The 20,211-nt window shown below is 26.4% G+C and carries 13 protein-coding genes and 1 rRNA gene; 2 read left to right on the top strand and 12 right to left on the bottom strand.

The features are described 5' to 3' along the window. Positions 1–90 precede the first annotated feature (90 nt). The 7 genes from GE118_RS03315 to tuf form a co-directional block, all read right to left on the bottom strand. Positions 91–2,901, bottom strand: coding sequence for a DUF262 domain-containing protein (locus GE118_RS03315; protein ID WP_158764016.1), 2,811 nt, complete (start codon positions 2,899–2,901; stop codon positions 91–93). Continuing rightward, the gene (locus GE118_RS03310; protein ID WP_158764015.1) at positions 2,894–4,135 is read right to left on the bottom strand and encodes a DNA cytosine methyltransferase; all 1,242 of its coding nucleotides are present in this window, start codon (positions 4,133–4,135) and stop codon (positions 2,894–2,896) included. The genes GE118_RS03315 and GE118_RS03310 overlap by 8 nt, the downstream gene beginning before the upstream one ends. 152 nt (positions 4,136–4,287) lie before the next feature. Next, positions 4,288–6,237 (bottom strand): DNA topoisomerase subunit B, encoded by a 1,950-nt coding sequence (locus tag GE118_RS03305; protein ID WP_158764014.1) that lies wholly within the window; start codon positions 6,235–6,237, stop codon positions 4,288–4,290. Between the two features lie 197 nt (positions 6,238–6,434). Then, positions 6,435–6,540 (bottom strand): 5S ribosomal RNA (gene rrf / locus GE118_RS03300). 39 nt (positions 6,541–6,579) lie between these two features. Then, positions 6,580–7,422: a hypothetical protein gene (locus GE118_RS03295; RefSeq protein ID WP_158764013.1), complete on the bottom strand. Its 843-nt coding sequence runs from the start codon at positions 7,420–7,422 to the stop codon at positions 6,580–6,582. Between the two features lie 29 nt (positions 7,423–7,451). Next, positions 7,452–8,378, bottom strand: a complete 927-nt coding sequence (locus GE118_RS03290) for an RluA family pseudouridine synthase (protein WP_158764012.1) — start codon at positions 8,376–8,378, stop codon at positions 7,452–7,454. A gap of 171 nt (positions 8,379–8,549) precedes the next feature. Next, positions 8,550–9,737: an elongation factor Tu gene (gene tuf / locus GE118_RS03285; protein WP_158764011.1), complete on the bottom strand. Its 1,188-nt coding sequence runs from the start codon at positions 9,735–9,737 to the stop codon at positions 8,550–8,552. A gap of 444 nt (positions 9,738–10,181) precedes the next feature. Between tuf and GE118_RS03280 the strand changes: the two genes are divergently transcribed. Next, positions 10,182–12,560 carry a phosphoketolase gene (locus GE118_RS03280; protein ID WP_158764010.1) on the top strand — a complete coding sequence of 793 codons (2,379 nt, stop codon included), beginning with the start codon at positions 10,182–10,184 and terminating at the stop codon, positions 12,558–12,560. 36 nt (positions 12,561–12,596) lie between these two features. Here GE118_RS03280 and GE118_RS03275 read toward each other — a convergent pair whose 3' ends face one another. The 4 genes from GE118_RS03275 to GE118_RS03260 form a co-directional block, all read right to left on the bottom strand. Continuing rightward, the gene (locus GE118_RS03275) at positions 12,597–13,526 is read right to left on the bottom strand and encodes a hypothetical protein (protein WP_158764009.1); all 930 of its coding nucleotides are present in this window, start codon (positions 13,524–13,526) and stop codon (positions 12,597–12,599) included. After that, on the bottom strand, positions 13,495–13,716 hold the full coding sequence (locus GE118_RS03270) for a hypothetical protein (protein WP_158764008.1): 222 nt from the start codon (positions 13,714–13,716) through the stop codon (positions 13,495–13,497). Before GE118_RS03270 ends, GE118_RS03275 begins: the two co-directional genes overlap by 32 nt. A gap of 1 nt (position 13,717) precedes the next feature. After that, positions 13,718–14,338 carry a hypothetical protein gene (locus tag GE118_RS03265; protein WP_158764007.1) on the bottom strand — a complete coding sequence of 207 codons (621 nt, stop codon included), beginning with the start codon at positions 14,336–14,338 and terminating at the stop codon, positions 13,718–13,720. Positions 14,339–14,542: 204 nt separating this feature from the next. Then, positions 14,543–15,367 (bottom strand): hypothetical protein, encoded by an 825-nt coding sequence (locus GE118_RS03260; protein WP_158764006.1) that lies wholly within the window; start codon positions 15,365–15,367, stop codon positions 14,543–14,545. A gap of 291 nt (positions 15,368–15,658) precedes the next feature. On the opposite strand from GE118_RS03260, the gene GE118_RS03255 reads away from it, so the two are divergent. Continuing rightward, complete coding sequence (locus tag GE118_RS03255) at positions 15,659–17,317, top strand: IS1634 family transposase (RefSeq protein ID WP_158764005.1); 1,659 nt, start codon at positions 15,659–15,661, stop codon at positions 17,315–17,317. A gap of 216 nt (positions 17,318–17,533) precedes the next feature. Here the strand turns inward: GE118_RS03255 and GE118_RS03250 are convergent, their stop codons facing one another. After that, complete coding sequence (locus GE118_RS03250; protein ID WP_158764004.1) at positions 17,534–20,056, bottom strand: hypothetical protein; 2,523 nt, start codon at positions 20,054–20,056, stop codon at positions 17,534–17,536. Between the last annotated feature and the right edge of the window lie 155 nt (positions 20,057–20,211).

Below are 20,211 nucleotides of genomic sequence, written 5' to 3'. Positions count from 1 at the left end.
ATTTTATTAAAATAAATAATTGTTTTTAATATAAATTAAATAAATTTAACCTTATTAAAACAACACCACAAAGTTTGTGATGTTGCTTGGTTAATCTAAGTACATCTTAATTAAGATGTTAATTAAAGCATCTCTACGACATTTGATCTTCTTATCATCAATATCTTGTCATTGATTTATATTGGTTGAGGTATCTTGATATTCATCTTTTTGGTCTTTGTATTCATCTAATCCTTTATAAGTGAAATAACGAGAGAAATTGTTTGGGGTATAATACTTTTCTTTCTTTTTAGTAAAAGGATCTTTTCCCATTTTAACATTTGTTTCAAAAATAGCAGGAATTCCATTACCAATGGATTCAATATATTGACTACTTACATTATTTTTGTTTGATTTCTTAGCAAACATATGTTCATATGAAATTTGTTTTTTGAAATAATCTTGATATATACCTAAATTTTCATTAGGTACTTCGTTATTTCATTTTAATGATTTACCTTGATTCATTAAAAATCACTCTATTCTTAGTAAAAAGTTTAGTCTAATTTTATTGCTTCAACCTTTTACATCACTTTCAAGTAATGTTTCTTTTAGTGTATTAATTTGCTCATCTTTACTCTTGTTGAATAAGATGTTTGAACCTGTGATTGATCCTATTAATTTATCTCTTAGTGTCATATCATCATTAATTTCTTTATCTTTAATATCTTGTGCAAAACCATTCATTACCTTGGTTAGTGATTGTCCTTTGAATCAATAGTGCTTTCAAAAGAAACCAAATCTTTCAATTTCAAATAACATATTTCAAAATTGGGTTAAATTTTGATTTGGACATCTTTCATCACTAAATAAATCAAATCTCTTACATAAACTAAAAATCAAAGGTGAGAAAACTTTAATTTCTCCATAATTTGTAATTAAATCTAAATGCACTTTGATTCTTTCCAAGAAAGTAAAATTAGCTTCATTGATTCTTGTATCTTGTTGTTGTCAAATGGTGTTTTTGCAACCTGATACAAAACAACATCTATTAACTTCAATAATAATTCATTTGATTGCTTTTTTAATATCTTGAAATTCATTAATTTTAAAATCTAAAAGTTTTTCAAAATATTTATAAGTGCTACTGATTCTATTTTTTGATCCACTATTATCAATTTTAAGAAATTCTTTTTCTCCAAGCTCGTATAAAGCTACCGATTTAATCACAACATTAAATATATCTTCAACAGTATCATTATTTGTTTTTAAGAACTGACTTAACAAATATTGATCCAGCTCTTTAATTAACTTATCTTTATCTTTTCCGGTTAATGATGAAGCTTTTCCATAAACTAAGGATTTAATTAATTCCACATCATTTAAAGGTTTACTTAATAGGTTCATTTTTTGATAATATTCATAATCATTTTTAGTAACCAATATCGAAACATTAATGATAAATCAGTTTAAAAATTTAAAAGTGAAGTTATTTAAATAATTAAGTTTTTGTTCATCATCAAGTGAACTTAATTTATCGTTTAAGAAATTAAAAATAGATTTCATATTTCTATAAATTATAAATTGTGGACTAATGCTTTTATACTTAATTTTTTTCACATCTTTTTTAAGTTCATCACTTCAATTATCCATTAACATTTCTCTAAAATGTTTGTAAGACATTGAATCATCTAAATTATTATATTTAGATAAAATATTAGGAGTTTTTATACCATTATAAGTTTCTTCAACCTTAAATCAATTGTATAAATCTTGTGGAACATCAAAGTTGTATTTAATAAAGAACTTGTATACTACATATAAAATTATTATAATTGTGGTAGTTCTTTGCTGTCCATCAATGATATTTTGACAGTTTTTCATCTTTTTATTAGAATTAGAAATTACGACATTCCCTAAAAAATGTTCTTCTACATCATTTTTAGATACTTTATCATCAATATCACTTAATAAAATTTCTACAATTTCTTCATCTCATACATAATTTCTTTGAAAAATAGGAATATTTACATAACCATTATTGTTAAGTTCCATTAAATAGTTTTTAATTGTTTTAATTCCTGATTCTGATTCAATATTACTTTGGTAATTTTTCAAAGAGTAAGTAGAAATATCACTTTTAGTTATTAAAATAAAATCATTAAAACTCTCTTTAACTTGAGGTTTTTCATCTTTAGAATCTATTTCTATTTCAATATAATTCTCTTTATACATATATTTTAATAATTCAGTAATTTTATTTGTTTTTTGAACTTTATTATCTTTTAAAAGATGAACACACATTTCTTTTCAACCTTCTTTATTAGCTTTAATGATATCTTTAAAATCCTTGATATTTTTAAATTTGTTATCTTGTTGAATTGTCTTAACAAAATCTTGAATATATGGATTATTATCTTGCTCACTTAACTCCATTATCATACTGATAAAAACGCTAGCATAAAACTTTGAATTTTGAATAGTTTTATGAACCATAAACTTTATAAATGTATCATTTGCTCCACTAATTACATTTTTAAACAAAAAATCATTAATATATCGCATACTTTCATCATAAGTTTTTAATGAAATTTGATTTCAAAGTTCCCTAAATTCATTAGTAAAATAGTGTTTTTGAGTTAAATAATCAGTTTTAAAAACTCCTAAGTACTCATAAACTCTATAAACTTGAGTTTTTCAGTTACTTTTTCTTCGATTATTATTAAATAATTTTTGCCCATTAGCATAAATATTTTCAATATCAATAACTTTAATTTCAGTATTTTTGTTTTTAATAATGGAATCAATATTTGTGACAGTACCGTTAGGATCAATTCAGTTATAAAGACCTTCTTTAATGAAAATAAAGGTATTAGTAGCTATGTTTCAATAATCCACTTCACTAAAATCTAATTTATTCATCATTATCCTTTCTGTTTAATTCTTCAATATTGGCTATTGCTTGGAAAATATCTTTAATAACATTAACATCAATACTATTTCCAGCTTGTCTTCATAAGCAATCATTGTTTAGGTATTTATCTTGAATAAACGGTAATAATAAATCAAAATCTTTATCACTAAATCCCATTATTTTATAAGCTTCTCTTGGTGTAATGAATCTATATTGAAGTTTATTAATTTCATTATTAGCTAATGGGATATGTCCAGCATTTGGTAAACGATCTTGCTTAGTGGTTAGAGTGTTAATAAAGTATTTTCTTTCTTTCGCTTTATACATATCGCTTAGATTTATTCCACTTTTAACCATTTTAATTCTTGAAGGAGTATTATTCATAAGACAACTTTTAGCTTCATTGATTCTGTTGTTATCAACATCAAAAATCTTTAAATATTTTGCTTGTTTTTTATTTATGTCTATTGGTTTTGCTAAGTTATTAACATATTCTTTATAAGCTACATCATTTTCTTCAAAAGGCAATTTAATATCTTTTAAAACACTTAAAGCAAAAACTCTTTCACGAATTTGCAATGATCCATGATCACTAGCTTTAAAAATTGCTGTAAAGGTCTTATACCCTAAAGTATCTAAATAATTAACTCATTCTTGATATTCATCATTGTATTTTTTAACTAAGGTTTTAACATTTTCAAGCAATAAATACTTAGGTTTATGTTCAGTTTCATTAATAACTCTTCCTATTTGTCATACTAAATTAGATGTTGATTTTTCATTATTAATCCCTTTATCCCGACCCATATTTGCTGAAGATAATCCTTGACAAGGGAATGAATAAGTTAATAAATCAATTTTTAATTTATTAATTACTTTACCTTTTAGTTGATTAATATCGCTATGATTATTAGTTACTAAACTTGAAGCAATAATAGCTTTTTTAAACTCTGGAGATAATTTTTTAATGCTGAAAATTGGTTTTTTCGAGTTCATTGAGTAGACTTTATTTTTAAAATAAGCATCTAGGTCATTAATTTGATGTTTTTTAATTATGTTATTAATCTTTTCTTTGGTTAATTTATGATGCATTGCTGCATATGCAATATTAGCTCTAACATCTCAATCTGAGATAGCAACAACTTTAAAATTCACAGGTTTATCTAATTTATTAACATATTTAACAGCTTTATGCTGGGCTCCTATTCCCGCAAAAGCTTCAAATACTCTTAATGTTTTCATTAAAAATGCAAAAAAAGCATAGTTAAAAAACTATGCATTCTCCATTACTAATTGATTTTGTGAATTTAAAGTTTATATATATATATATATATATATATTGGAAGGTATTTAATAATTTCATATTCATCCTTAGTAATTTATTAATTTAGTTATTATAAATCAATGTTTTTAACGTATTTAGCATTCTTTTCAATGAATTCACGTCTAGGTTCAACGTTTTCTCCCATTAAGGTTGAAAAGGCTAAATCAGCTTTATAAGCGTCTTGGATTTGAACTTGAAGCATTTTTCTACGTTCTGGGTCCATTGTTGTTTCTCATAGTTGTTCAGGATCCATTTCTCCAAGTCCTTTATATCTTTGAACTGTAATTTTTTGATTTGGATTTAAGGTTTTAATAATCGCATCTTTTTGTTCATCATTATATGCATAATCCACAAATTTATTTTGTGAGATTTTGTATAAAGGAGGTTGAGCAATATAAACAAATCCATATTCAATTAATTCTTTAAAGTATCTATAAAAGAAGGTTAATAATAAAGTTCTAATGTGAGCACCGTCAACATCAGCGTCAGTCATAATTACGATTTTATGATATCTTAGTTTATTGATATTAAAAGTATCACCTAAACCTGTACCTAAGGCAGTAATTAATGAAAGAATTTCTTCATTTTCAAGCACTTTTTCTTGTCTTGCTTTTTCAGCATTTATAACTTTCCCTCTAAGTGGTAAGATCGCTTGAGTATTTCTATCTCTACCCATTTTGGCACTACCACCAGCTGAATTCCCTTCGACAATGTATAATTCGCTAATTTCAGCGTTTTTACTGGTACAGTCTGATAATTTTCCTGGAAGTCCCCCATTATCAAAAGCACTTTTTCTTCTAGCGTTATCTCTAGCAGCGTTTGATGCTAATCTACCTTTTCTAGCTAAAATAGCATTATTAATAATTTTCTTAGCTATTTCAGGTTGCTCATTTAAAGTTCTTTCTAAAATTTGTGAAAAAACTCTATTAACTGCAGGTCTAGCATCTTTTGAACCTAATTTACCTTTAGTTTGTCCTTCAAATTGAGGATCTGGGTGTTTAATTGAAATAACTGCTGTTAATCCTTCAATTAAATCTTCTCTAGCAAATTTTTCACTATCAGTTTTAATAAAACCTTTTTCAATAGCATAATTGTTAATCAATCTCATTAAAGAATCATAAAATCCTGAAACATGAGTTCCACCTTCATGAGTTGAAATGTTGTTAGTATATGAAATAATGTTGCTACGGTAAAAATCACTTAAGTATTGACAAGCAACTTCTACTCCAATAGTCATTTCATTACCATTTTCATCACTACCAGCGTGATATTCACCACTAGCATAGATAATTTCATCATTAATTGGTGTATATCCTTCATTAAGTTCTTTTACATAATCTACTATTCCATTATCATATTGGAATTCTTGATGTGTATTATCTCTTAAATCAGTTACACTAACATATAAACCTTTGTTTAAGTGAGCAATTTGCTTAGCGTGATCAATTATTAGCTCTTTATCAAAAGGTATTTGATCCATAACTGCATAATCAGGATGGAATTCAATTTTAGTTCCTGTGTTTTCAACATCACACTCACCAATTATTTCAGTGTGTTTAACAGTTTTACCACCATCAGCAAACTCAGCATAATAAATCTTACCATTACGCTTAACTCATGCTTTCATACTATCACTTAAAGCATTAACAACACTAGCTCCAACCCCGTGTAATCCACCACTTACTTTATAAGCGTTAGATTCAAATTTTCCACCAGCATTAAGTTTAGTTAAAACCACTTCTAAAGCACTAATATTAAATCTTGGATGTAAATCAGTAGGTATTCCTCTACCATCATCTTCAACAATAATGTGTTCATCATTGGTAATAGTAATATAAATATGTTTAGCAAATCCAGCCATACATTCATCAACTGAGTTATCCACAATTTCTCAAACCATGTGATGAAGACCAGCTTTAGATGTAGTTCCTATATACATTCCAGGACGTTTTCTAACGTGCTCTAAACCTTCAAGATATTTAATATTACTTGCATTATAATTATTATTTTGTTCGCTCATAGTGTGTCCTTCTTAATATTTTTAATTAAATATATAAATATATTTAATTATATAATAAAATCCATTTATTAACTTGTTCTATTAGTTAAAAATTAAATATTTTATGGTAAAATATGCAGATATTTTTTTGATTAGGATAATTATTTTTAAAAAAGAAAAGCAACCATATTAATGGTTGCTTAAAAAAAGGTATAAAAAAATAGCAGCTCCCTATTTTCACCTTTCGGCTATCGTCGGCACTAAAGGGCTTAACTACTGAGTTCGGAATGGATTCAGGTGATCCCCTTTGCTATAACCACTGATAATAGTATAGCACTATTTTTTAAAACTCAAAATATTTTTTTATTTATTTTTAATATTAGTGTAATTATAAATTGTTTCTGCTAATTCTTCTTTAGTCATTGTTTCATAACCAAAAATATTTAATTTTTTAGCAATCTCAAAAAGTTGAGCATTTGGTAAATTAAGTAATTTTTTTAGCTCTTGATTTTTATTTGTATTTTCTTCTACTTTATTTTCAGTGTTTGTAGTATTGTCTTGTGTTTGATTGAAATTAAATCCTGTAAAAGGATTAGTATTGTTAGTTGCTTGGTTGTCAAAATTGATATTTGCATTTTTTAATATTTTTAAATATTCTTCTTTTACTTTTTCCATTTGTTTTCTTAGTTCAAAAGCAAAGAAAGCTTGTCTAATAACTTTTACTTCTCTACCAACAACAAATCAAGTTAATATTACAAAAGCTATAGAAATAGCATTTATTATAAATGCTGCTTTATTATAAGAATTAGTTGATTTAATATTTTCAAATCCTGCTAATCCAAATAAACTAAATAACAACATAAAAATCCCTATAAAAGCAAATAAAGATACAAAACTCAAAGTATATTGTGATAAAAATCTAAAATCTTTTTCTTTATAAGATTTAATTAATGATTTACTATATGAAAATAAAAGTGCACAACCTATAATCACAATAAAACTAGTTGTTAATAATGGTGACACTGTTATGTTGTTGACATTATTAGATATTGCTAATGATAAAAGAACAATTTGAGCAATATATAAACCTAAAATAATAACAAGAGTTATTAAAAAAGAAAAAACTCAAAATCTAAAGGTTTCTTTTTCATGACTTCATAATTCTTCTTTGGTTTGGAATTTAAAGTATTCTGATTTTTTTAACATAGATTCTCTCCTTTAATAATTTTAACAAATTATAAATTCTTTTCTTCTTTGAAAAATTCTTGAAAATCATAATGACTTACATTAAATTCTTCAGGTACATTAGAGAATAAAACAATTTCTTTTTTGGTAATTGGATGAGTAAATTTTAATTTATAAGCATGTAATCTTTGACCAAATTCATCAACATAACGATTGTAAATAGGATCACCATAAATTGGATTTTTAATGTAATTTAAATGAACTCTAATTTGATGAGTTCTACCTGTTTCTAATTCACATTTCACCAAACTTTTTGGTAAATTATCTAAATAAAATGTACTTAATAAAGTTACATAAGTAATTGCGTGTTTTGAATTTGTGTTGGTTACTGCCATTTTTTGACGATCTTTAACATTTCTTCCAATTGGTAAATCAAGCTTTAATTTCTTATCTTGAATTACACCATCACAAATCGCAATATATGATCTTTTAATTTGATGATCAAAGAACATATCTGCAAGCAATTTATGAACCTCATTAGTTTTAGCAATAATTAATAACCCACTAGTATCTTTATCAATTCTATGAACTATACCTGGACGTAATAATCCATTTTCATTAGATAAATTATTTTTAAAATGATATAACAATCCATTAACTAAGGTATTATCCTTATGCCCTGGAGCTGGATGGACTATCATACCTGAAGGTTTATCAATAACACAAAGATGTTCATCTTCATAAACTATATTTAAATCCATTTGTTGTGGTAAAACATCAATTGTTTTATCAATAACTCTTGATATATGGATTTCTTGTCCTTCATAAACTTGAAATTTAGGTTTATTAACAATTACACCATTGACAGTTACTGCTTTTTCTTCAATTAATAAACGTGCATCATTTCGTGAAATATCGCTATTATTAGCAATATATTTATCAATTCTTTCTTGATAATTAACTTTTAAATTTAACATAGTTTAATTATACTTAATATATTTATTTCATAAAATAATAATTGATTATTGAAAAAGGTGTAAAATTTATGCTATTTTTAGCATATTTCTTATTACATAAAATCAATTAAATTGATTATTGATATAAAAAAAATAGAATACAGATGTATTCTATTTTTAATTTGAATTATATTATTTAATAATTTTTGTAACTGAACCAGCACCAACTGTACGTCCACCTTCACGAATAGAGAATTTTGTTCCCTCTTCAACGGCGATAGGAGCGATTAATTTAACTTTTAAGTTAACGTTTTCTCCTGGCATAACCATTTCACGTCCAGCTTCGAATTCAACTCCACCAGTTACGTCTGTTGTACGGAAGTAGAATTGTGGTTTATAGTTTTTGAAGAATGGAGTGTGACGTCCTCCTTCTTCTTTTTTAAGTACATAAATTGCTGCTTCAAATTCTGTATGAGGAACGATTGAACCTGGTTTAGCTAAAACTTGTCCACGTTCTACATCATCACGGTTAACTCCACGAAGTAATAACCCTGCGTTATCTCCAGCTTGAGCTTCTTTAAGGTTTTTACGGAACATTTCGATTCCTGTAACAACTGTTTTTTTAGTAGGTTTAAGTCCAACGATTTCAACTTCTTCGTTTAAGTGAAGTGTTCCACGTTCAACACGTCCTGTAGCAACAGTTCCACGTCCTGTAATTGTAAATACGTCTTCAACAGCCATTAAGAATGGTTTATCGAATTCTTTAACAGGTGTTTCAATGTATTGATCAACAGCGTCCATAAGTTCCATAACTTTTTCTTCGTAAGCTGCATCACCTTCAAGAGCTTTTAAAGCTGATCCACGGATAATTGGAGCGTTATCTCCATCAAATCCGTATTCTGAAAGAAGTGAACGAATTTCCATTTCAACTAATTCGATCATTTCTTCTTCACCTTCTAACATATCACATTTGTTTAAGAAAACAACGATACGAGGAACACCAACTTGTTTAGATAAAAGAATGTGTTCTCTTGTTTGAGGCATAGGCCCATCTGTTGCAGCAACAACTAAGATTGCTCCATCCATTTGAGCTGCCCCTGTAATCATGTTTTTAACGTAGTCAGCGTGACCAGGACAGTCAACGTGTGCATAGTGACGTCCTTCTGTTTGATATTCGATGTGTGATGTATTAATTGTTATCCCACGTGCTTTTTCTTCTGGTGCATTATCAATAGAAGCATAATCACGAGCTTCTGATAATCCTTTTTTAGCTAAAACAGTAGCAATAGCTGCTGTTAAAGTTGTTTTACCGTGGTCAACGTGTCCAATGGTTCCAACATTAACGTGTTCTTTACTACGGTCAAAATCTAATTTTGCCATTTGAATCCTTTCTATATTAATATTAATAATTAATAAAATTGTTTGTTTTTAGCGCTAAAACCAACCGATGTCTAACCTTTCAATTAGATCCTGTCCTTTAGAATAGCAATATAATTTTATCAAAAAAATAATATTTTTATCTTGCTTTTAGCGTGATTGTTTTACTATAAATATAGCAATATTTTACCATAGATATTATTTTTTAAAAAGTTTTATAGTATATATCATTAGTAAATTTATATATCAAATTTTAAATAAAAGTAAAGTAAATTATGTACTTTTATAACTAAAGGGAAAAATTTTTCACAATTTTTTAATATATGAATTTTTAACTAGATTTAAAAATATATGTAATAAAATTTAAGTACATATTAATAACTATTTACTATTTATTAATGTGTCAACACACACCAAATTTATATTAAATAGAAGGATTAACAATTTATGAAAAAAACAATTTTTGACGAACAAAAATATTTAGATAAAGTTCATGCTTGATGGAGAGCTGCTAACTTTTTATCTGTGGGTCAAATATACTTAAGAAATAATCCATTAGTTAAAAACGGATTAAAAGCTGAAGATGTTAAAATGTACCCAATTGGTCACTGAGGAACAATCCCTGGACAAAACCTTATTTATGCACATTTAAACCGTGTTATTAATAAATATGATTTAAATATGTTCTATATTGAAGGACCAGGACATGGTGGTCAAGTAATGATTTCTAACTCTTACTTAGATGGTAGTTATACAGAATTATTCCCTGAAATTACTAAAGATGAAGAAGGGTTAAAAAGAATGTTCAAAAGATTCTCATTCCCAGGAGGTACTGCATCTCATGCTGCTCCTGAAACACCTGGATCAATTCATGAAGGTGGAGAATTAGGATATGCATTATCTCATGCAACTGGAGCTATATTAGATAACCCATCAATTATTGCTGCAACAGTTATTGGTGATGGAGAATCTGAAACAGGTCCTTTAGCTGCTGGATGATTTGCAACTTCATTTATTAATCCAGTTAATGATGGTGCTGTTTTACCTATTTTACACATTAATGGTGGTAAAATTTCTAACCCAACAATTATGGCAAGAAAAACAAATGAAGAAATTAAATCAATGCTTTATGGATTTGGTTGAGAAGCTATTTTTGTTGAAGCTGATGTTAATGATCAAGAAGGTATTCATGCTCAAATGGCTGAAAAATTTGATTTAGCTGTTGAAAAAATTCTTAAAATTCAAGAAGAAGCACGTAAAAAACCTGCTGAAGAAGCAACAAGACCATTATGACCAGCTTTAATCGTAAGAACACCAAAAGGTTGAACATGTCCACACAAAATTAACGGAGATGTTTATGAAGGAAGCTTTAGAGCTCACCAAGTTCCTTTACCAGTAACTTCAGAAAAACCAGCAATGTTAGATGAATTAGAAAAATGATTACTTTCATATAAACCTCATGAATTATTTAATGAAGATGGAAGTTTTAAAGCTGAATATGCTGAAATTGCACCAAAAGGTGAAAAAAGAATGGGAATGGCTCCTATTACAAATGGTGGAGTTGATCCAAAACCATTAAACTTAGGTAAATGACAAGATTTCGCTCTTAAATTCTCAAAACCTGGAGAAATTAAAGATCAAGATATGGTTAATGCTGGTAGATACTATGCAGATGTTATTTTAAGAAACCCAGATAACTTTAGAGCTTTTGGACCAGATGAAACTAAATCAAACCGTCTTTTTGATATCTTAAAAGTTACAAACAGACAATGAATGGAAAGAGTTGATGCTGAATTAGATGAAGCTGTTGGACCTGTTGGTAGATTAATTGACTCTCAATTATCAGAACACCAAGCTGAAGGATTCTTAGAAGGATATGTATTAACAGGACGTCATGGATTCTTTGCTTCATATGAATCATTCTTAAGAGTAGTTGACTCAATGTTAACACAACACATGAAATGAGTTGCTAAAGCAAGAAAAGTTCACTGAAGAAATGATTATCCATCATTAAACGTTATTGCAACTTCAACTGCATTCCAACAAGATCACAATGGTTATACACACCAAGATCCAGGTATTTTAGGACACTTAGCAGATAAAAAACCTGAATTAATTCGTGAATACTTACCTGCAGACTCTAACACATTACTTGCTGTATTAGAAAAAACTCTTAAAGAAAGAGATGTTATTAACTTAATTGTTGCTTCAAAACAACCAAGAGAACAATGATACAATGTTGAAGAAGCTCAAGAATTAGTTGATAAAGGATTAAAAGTTATTGATTGGGCTTCAACTTGTTTAACTGATGAAGAACCAGATCTTTTAATGGTAGCTTCTGGTACAGAACCAAACTTAGAAGCACTTGCAACCATTGATTACTTACACAAACACTTCCCATCAATGAAAATAAGATTTGTTAACGTTGTTGATTTACTTAAATTACGTCATCCAAACTTAGATCCAAGAGGTTTAAGTGATGAAGAATTTAATAAAATTTTCACTACTGATAAACCAATTGTTTTTGCTTTCCATGGATTTGAAGGATTAATTAGAGATATCTTCTTCTCACGTAAAAACCACAACTTATTCGTTCATGGATACAGAGAAAATGGAGATATTACAACATCATTTGATATTCGTTTAATGTCAGATATGGATAGATACCATATGTCTATTACAGCTGCTAAAGCTGTTTTAGGCAATAAAGCTGAAGAATTTGTCAAATTAATGGACGAAAAAATCGCTTACCACAAAAACTACATCAAAGAAGTAGGAATCGATGAAGATGAAGTTAGATTCTGAAAATGAGAAGGTCTTAAATAATAATTAAAAAACCTAGTTTATAAACTAGGTTTTTTGTTATTTTATAGATTTGTATAATAAATTGAGTTTAGGACTTTCGATGAAACTATCAACAATTTCAAAAACTTTGTCATAATCACCATCACTCCTGCTACCACTTTTTCCAAACAATCAGTTTATTATACTAAAGTTATCTTTATAGGGATCTTTGAAAACATTAATAATAGTATTGTTATAAATATTTACTTTTTTAATTTTTGAATTAGTTTTATCAAGTTTTACTAAATAAACATTATTATAGTATTTTGTTTGAGGTTCAAATTTCATATTCGCTACTACTTCTTTTGTTAATGGCGGTATATAAATTGCTGGTCTTACAAAGTTATATCTAGGTATGTTTTCTGAATTCACAGCATAATAATTAACATCAGAAATAAATAAATTTAGTTCACCACCATCGTTTATCGCTTGAAGTTTAGTATCGTAATAAAACCATGAAGATTCAGGAAACCTTTGTTTAACTTCTTTATCTATTTGTTTATTTTCGTCATTAATAAGTTGTTTTAGAGGAATTTTTGGGTTATATTTATCAATCGCTTTAACTTTAAGGGTTGCAAAAATTACCATATACTGATCATTATCATTTATTTCTACATCTTTGCCTAAATCTTTTAAACCTGTAGCTTTAAACTCACTTCATTTTCTGAAACTATCTGATGATTTGTGTCTTCTATATTCTTCGAATATTCTTTTAACATTGTCGTTAGAAGGTCATAAAATAGTCATTGAGAATTCAGGATCTTTGACTACTTCGATGTTATCTTCTTTTAATTTGCGATAAATCAAACTATCATCACCATAACCATTTCTAACAAAATCAAACACATACTCTTTAGAATTAACTAAGTTTGAATCTTTGGGTTTAATGATCACTTTATCATTTTCGATCACAGAGTTATATGCTAAAGTGATCTTGTTTTTTTTCATTTGTTTCACTAATGATTTTAGTAATTAATTCATCATTTTTGGGTTTAGTTGAAACAAAAGCGAAACTTGCACTATTTTTTGCTAAATATTGATTGAGTAAGGTGGTTTTATTAATGTGTTTTGAACAAGAAATTAATCAAACTAAAGGTGTTGAGATTGCTAAAGCTCCTAGTAAAAATTTAAATTTCATATTAGTCACTCTCAACTATATAAACACCTTTAGCAAATATATCTTCTAACGCACCACCAAATTCTTTATTATCCTTAATTTTAAAAGCAAAATCAAATGTTTTTTCTGAATAATCACTGTAATCAATTTTTACTTTCTCAATTGTTGAAATGGTTGAAAAACCATTATCTGTTAATGATATGGTAGGAGATCCAGAACCATTGTATGGAAAATGGTTATAAATTGATTCGTATGATGTTCTTTTTTTCTCATGAGATATCCCTGATAACGTAGTATCAAAAATATCAACATATCTTTTAATTTCATCGAACGAATGATCTTTTCAAATGTAAAATAATGATCAAAATCATAAATTTAAACGATTAATATCTTGTGGATTAAACATTCAACCCAGTGTATAACTAATAGAATTTCTTTTTGTTCCTGATTTATATACTTTATATCTACTTTGATAACCATAACCTGAGTACTTAGGTAGTTCCATATATTCATCGTATGTTATACGGTTAAATTTGTAAAAATCAAGATCGTTATTACTTCTTAAAGAAGTTAATAAGGGCAATGTGGTGGTTAATCCACCAAGAAATGAAAGAAATAATATCTTTCTAAATTTAGATTTCATCACAAATCTTCTCTTTCTAGGTACAATTAATTTTGTTTTTATCCAAAAAAGTATTATGATTATATCTATGTAGTAATGTTTATAATTTTTAATGAATTACAAAATTTATAAAATAAATTTGTACCTATTAAAATTATATTCTTTTAAAAACCCATTTAGATAAATTTATCTAAATAAAAAAAATAAACTATTGATTAAAATAGTTTATTTTTTTATGTCTAATTCATTTGCTTTAGCTATATCTTCTTCATTTAAAAAGTATTGTGCTGCAGCAAAGTATAATAATTGATTTTCTTTATAAATAACTTGATTCATATACTCATCAACTTTATTTATTTGTTCTTGATTATATTTATTTAACAGATTATTTTCATTAACAATATTGGTATACATTTTATTGATATAACTAAAAACTACTTCAGCAATAAATTCTAAAAATAACATAAAAATGGTTGAAATAACTGTAGATATAATAATTAACAAATCATTACTTTCAACTGAAACTGTATATACAGCAGCAGCTGATAAAAATGGTAAGAAAATTAAATAACCTAGAATTTTTCTTAATGAATTTATAATTAATAATCTTTTTTCAACCTTATATAAAGCTTCTTTTAAATAAGATTTTCTTATAGTATATCATTCATCAGTTTCTTGAGCTTCTTTTAATGATGCTTGATATTTATTAAATAAATATTTCTTGATACCTTTTCAAATAAACACTTCTTTTTTAGCTCATTCTTGATCAAAAAAGTCAACTTTTTTGATCTCATCATCATCTTTAATAGATTGTTTAAGCGAAGCATTTAATCCTTTTAAATTTTTAAGTTTCATTGCTAAAGATATAGCAAAAATAACAAAAACAATAACTGAAACCGCTAATAAAAAGATCTCAATTTTATATTTACCACCTTTTAATGAAGGGATAAAATAAACATAACCAAAAATAAAATATAACATTCCTAATAACGAAATAACAAACGAAATTGCAACATTATATAAACCTAATAATCGATAGTTTTTATCCATATTTAATTCCTTTATATTAAAAATATTCTAATTTAAGAATAAATATATTTTACTTTTTTATTCTTAAATATATAAAATATAGAACACAAAATATTAAAATCCATAATTTACACTGTAAATTCAAACAAAAACGCACAATATATAAGTTTTTTTTAATCAAAATATGATTTTTTCCTGTGTTTCCAAGTTTTGACCAATTTTTTAACACTTTTCCATACTTACTATACTACGTATAGTAAAAAAATTATTTTTTCCACATAATTACATTGTAATTATGGTATAATTAGGAGTATGAAAAAAGAAAAGTGAATTATTGTTAGAAGTAAAAGAAAAGACACATACTACATCACAGCTGCTATCTCAAATGGTCATGCTAGAGGTTATAAGAGAAGTATTGGTTTAGGTAATTTAGAAAAATTAGAAAAATCTACAAAAGACCCAATTAATCTCTTAAAAGAAGCTTGTGTTAATTGAGATCCTGAATGACCTAAAGATAAAATTTTGCAAGAAGTAAATAGAGTTCTTAAAAATTCGGTTGTTGAATCAAAAGTTGTAAATTATGGTCATCAGATTTTATTTAACACAATTGATGACTTGGATATTTTTGAGAAAACTAAAGAAACAAGATCAAAAGAATTGATAAAAATATTGAAATTTATAATTTCAACACGTATCTTAAAACAACAAAGTCTTATTAAAACTTTTGAAAGTATTCCTGATTATGAAATAGAATTTGATTCAAAAAAGACTACATTCTACAACTCTTTGGATTATCTTTCAGACAATAAAACGACTATTTTAAAAAACATCAATAATTCATTAATTTCTAAAAACTTAAGATCTGTTGATGTTATGTGATTTGATTCATCAACTGTATATTTTGAAACTTTTACAAGTTTAGGACTTAAACATCCTGGATATTCAAAAGATGGAAAATTCAAAGAAGATCAAATTGTAGTGGGTTTAATTACTGATGAAAATGGTATTCCAATCCATTACAAATTATTTAAAGGTAATACAGCTGATCCAAATACTTTCATTCCATTTATCAATGAAATCAAGAAAATTTACAACCTTAGAATGGTTACAATAATTGCTGATAGAGGAATGAGTACTAATAAAAACATCAGATTTCTAGAACAAAATAATATAGATTTTATAATCTCTTACAGATTAAAAATTGCTACTAAAAGAACTAAATTATTCGCTCAAGATCCTGAAGGATATGTAGATTTAGATAATTTTAAATTCAAAGAAGAAACTTATGAATCACTATGACAGAAAAAACGTCCAAACGGTAAAACTAGACGCAGAATAATAACTTATAGTGAAAAACGTGCTAAAAAAGATAAACAAGATAGACAGATTCTTATTGATAATTTCAACAAAAAAGCTAAAAATGGTATTGTTGCTCAAACTGATTTGCTTGCTGGTAAAAAATACAAATTCTTTAAAGAAATTGAAAATGGTAAAACAACTTCTTATAAGTTAGATTATGAAAAAATCGAAAGAGATAAAAAGTTTGATGGTTTATATGCTTATGAAACATCAAGACACGATCTCACAGTTCATGATGTTGTTGATTTATATGCAAAACAATGACAAGTTGAAGAAAACTTTAGAACATTAAAAAACGCTTTAAGAATTAGACCTGTGTATGTGCGAAGTGATAAACACATTGAAGGATATTTCCTTTTATGCTTTATATCATTGGTTCTTATGAGATATTTATTAACTTTAGTAAATAAAAACTTAGAACCTGTATTAGGTATTAAAAACGAAAGATTTACTAATACAAGATTAATAAAAGCAATTTTAAGTGCTAATAAATATGTGGAAGTGGTAAATTCAAAAATTATCACTGAAAAATTAATAGAAAATAAAGATAATATGCAACATTTAAGTGATTTTGCTATTATCAAAAAGATATTAGAAACTCAAAAAATGTAAATTACAATGTAAATTTTTGAAAAAGTTAAAAAAAGAGCAATAAAATGCTCTTTTTATCGTTTTTTGTTAAAACTTGGAAACTCAGGAATCCATAATTTACACTGTAAATTCAAACAAAAACGCACAATATATAAGTTTTTTTTAATCAAAATATGATTTTTTAAAATAACTTGGAAAAATAAAACATAGAATAAAATTCTATGTTTTATTGAAATTTTATGATCTTGTTGAATGAGATGAATATCATTTATTCATTATAGAGATAAATGTTGACACTTTTACATCAAGTATATCTATTTGACTTGTAGCTGTTGCTAAATCTCAGCTTTCAATATTAGGTCTTGAAGTTGTTGAGTCCTTAAATGGTCCATCATTGTTAAAATATTGATCTATTTTGCTTTTTGCTTCTTGCAAAATAGCTACATCAAAGGTTGATAATTGTTGAACTGCAAGATTATAATCTTCAGATGTAACTTGTTTATATCTAGCTCTATTGTAACCAATTGTTCATAGCATTTGCTCTTTTAACTCATGAACAATATCTTTATATGTTTCTAAATATTCACTATTTGGTTGATCAACATCATTTTTAAGTTTTGCTTTTAATTTATCTACTTTAGTTTTTGAAGGGAATCATATAGGATAAAAATCTGGACCATATGTTTGATATGCTGCTTTAAAAATATTTTGAACTACCGGCTCATCTTTTTCTACTTGTTTTAATAAAACAACATTTTTTAATTTATTTTCTAATTTTGATTTATCTTGTTTTACTAAAGCATCTAATTCATTTGTAGCTGCTACAATTGCATTATAATCTTTTGCTGCTTCTACTAAAGTTGTTAATGCTTGATGTTTTGCTTTAATGTCTTCAATATCAGTAGCTAAATCAGTATTATAAACATCAATAATTTCTGTTTGAACAGTAGATAATAATTGTTTTGATGTAACTAATTGAGTCTCTAATAATTGGTTAATGGTATTTACTTCATAATTTAAATCACTAATGCCTTGTTTTAAGCTATTAAGGTCATTGTTTTGTTCAATGTACTCATTAGTATATTTGTCAATTAAGCCTTTAAGTGGTTGTAAGGTATCTGTAAGATAGTAAGTTTTATTAGCTTCATAAAATTCATTAGCTTTATCTCTTGCTTTTTTAACAAGCTCTTTAACATTACCATCTATTGAAGCTTTAATTAAACTTAATTGATCAAATAATCATTCATAATTAATTTTTTGAAGCATTATATTATTAACATTTGATATAGAAGTAAAAATTGATTCTAATAGTTCAAAAGTAGGTTTAGCTTTAGCTTCTGTTGAATCAGGTTGATTATTTTGTTCTAAAGTAGCTTTTAAGCTTTGAATTAAACTAGATACTAAAATTTTTAAATCATTTGTATAAGTGGTTAACAATAATTCATAATTAGCTTTAGCATTTGAATAATCTTTATCTTGCATATTAGTTGTTAAATCATTTATTATGCTATCTAAATTGTTAAAGCTGCTTGCTTGATCAGGATGTTTTTGTTTAAATTGTTCAATAGCAGCTAATGATTTTTGTACTTTTGTATTTAAATCAGTATTCATTTGTTCAATAGCGGCTAATTTTTGATCAATTTTAGTTGCTAAATCATCTAATAAATTATTAATATCACGTTTTTTGCTAATTAAATCACTATTTGCATCTAAATTAATTTCTAATAATTGTTGTTTAATAGCAGCTAAATCAACTAAATAATCTTTAGTTAAATCACTTGGTAATTTAGCTAAAACTTGATCTTTTTTAGCGGTTAATTTTTGATATACATCTTTATTTTCTTCTCTTAATAAATTAACTTTAACTACTTCTTGAGCTAAGTTAGAAGTAGCTTGAGTTAAATCAACATATGAAGAATTGGTATTTAATTCTTTAGCTGTAGCTAATAAAGAAGTTAAATCTTGGTTGTATAATCCATTAACTACTTGTTCTGCTTTAGTGATTTCTTCTTGAAGTTTATTAAATTGAGTTTGTTTTAAGTTGGTTAAATCAACTTGAGCTTGATTTAATAATTGTTCTAGTTGTTGCATTGCATCATTAGTAGCTTCTAGAGTTGAATTTTTTTGAATATCCAATGCTTGAAGTTTGTCATTTAATGATTTTGCTAGTTCTTGTGCAAGATAATTAGTAGTAGCAAAATCTTTAGCTTTAGTAGCTAAAGTTTGATAATCATTGTATGCTTTAGTTTTATTGCTAATAGTTTGTTCTAATTCTTGTTTTTCTTGATTTAAAGTTGTTTTTTGATTATTTAACACATCTAAAGTTGTATCATCGCTTGGAGCTTGTTGATTTAAATTTTGATATTTATCTACATCATTTTTTGATAAATATTCATTAGTTAATAAAGGTTTAATTGTATCAAGTAATTGATTAACCATTTGGGTTAATGATGCTTTAGTAATGTTATATTCTGATAATAAACTATTGTATTTGGCACTTAATTTTTCAAAATCATCTTCATTATTGAAACTATTTCTTAAATCATCGACTTTATCTTTAGATAATAAAGCTAATTCCTCAGGTTTTTTAGATAAAAATTCATTAATAGATAGAAATGTATTGATTTTATGATTTCATTTCATAATTTTAGTATTATCTGTCTGTGATTTAGTTTCATTACAAGCAACTGCTAATGCACTAGCAATAGTGATGCTTGAAGTAGTTGAAAGCGTTAATAAAAACTTTTTTATCTTTTTCATACACAAATTATATATATATATATATATTTGAAGGATTTTGTAAGAGATAAGGCATTTTATGTAAAAAAGTGTATTAAATAATATTTTTGCAAAATTTTATTTTGCAAAAATGCTTTAAAAATTCTTAAATATATATATGATGAAACTGGTTTTTT

Origin of the sequence: Mycoplasma sp. NEAQ87857 (genome assembly GCF_009792315.1) — a bacterium.
In the GTDB taxonomy this organism is placed as follows: Bacteria; Bacillota_I; Bacilli_A; order Mycoplasmatales; family Metamycoplasmataceae; genus Mycoplasmopsis.
The sequence above is the reverse complement of the archived record's forward strand: the minus strand, read 5'-3'. Positions and strand labels throughout refer to the sequence as shown.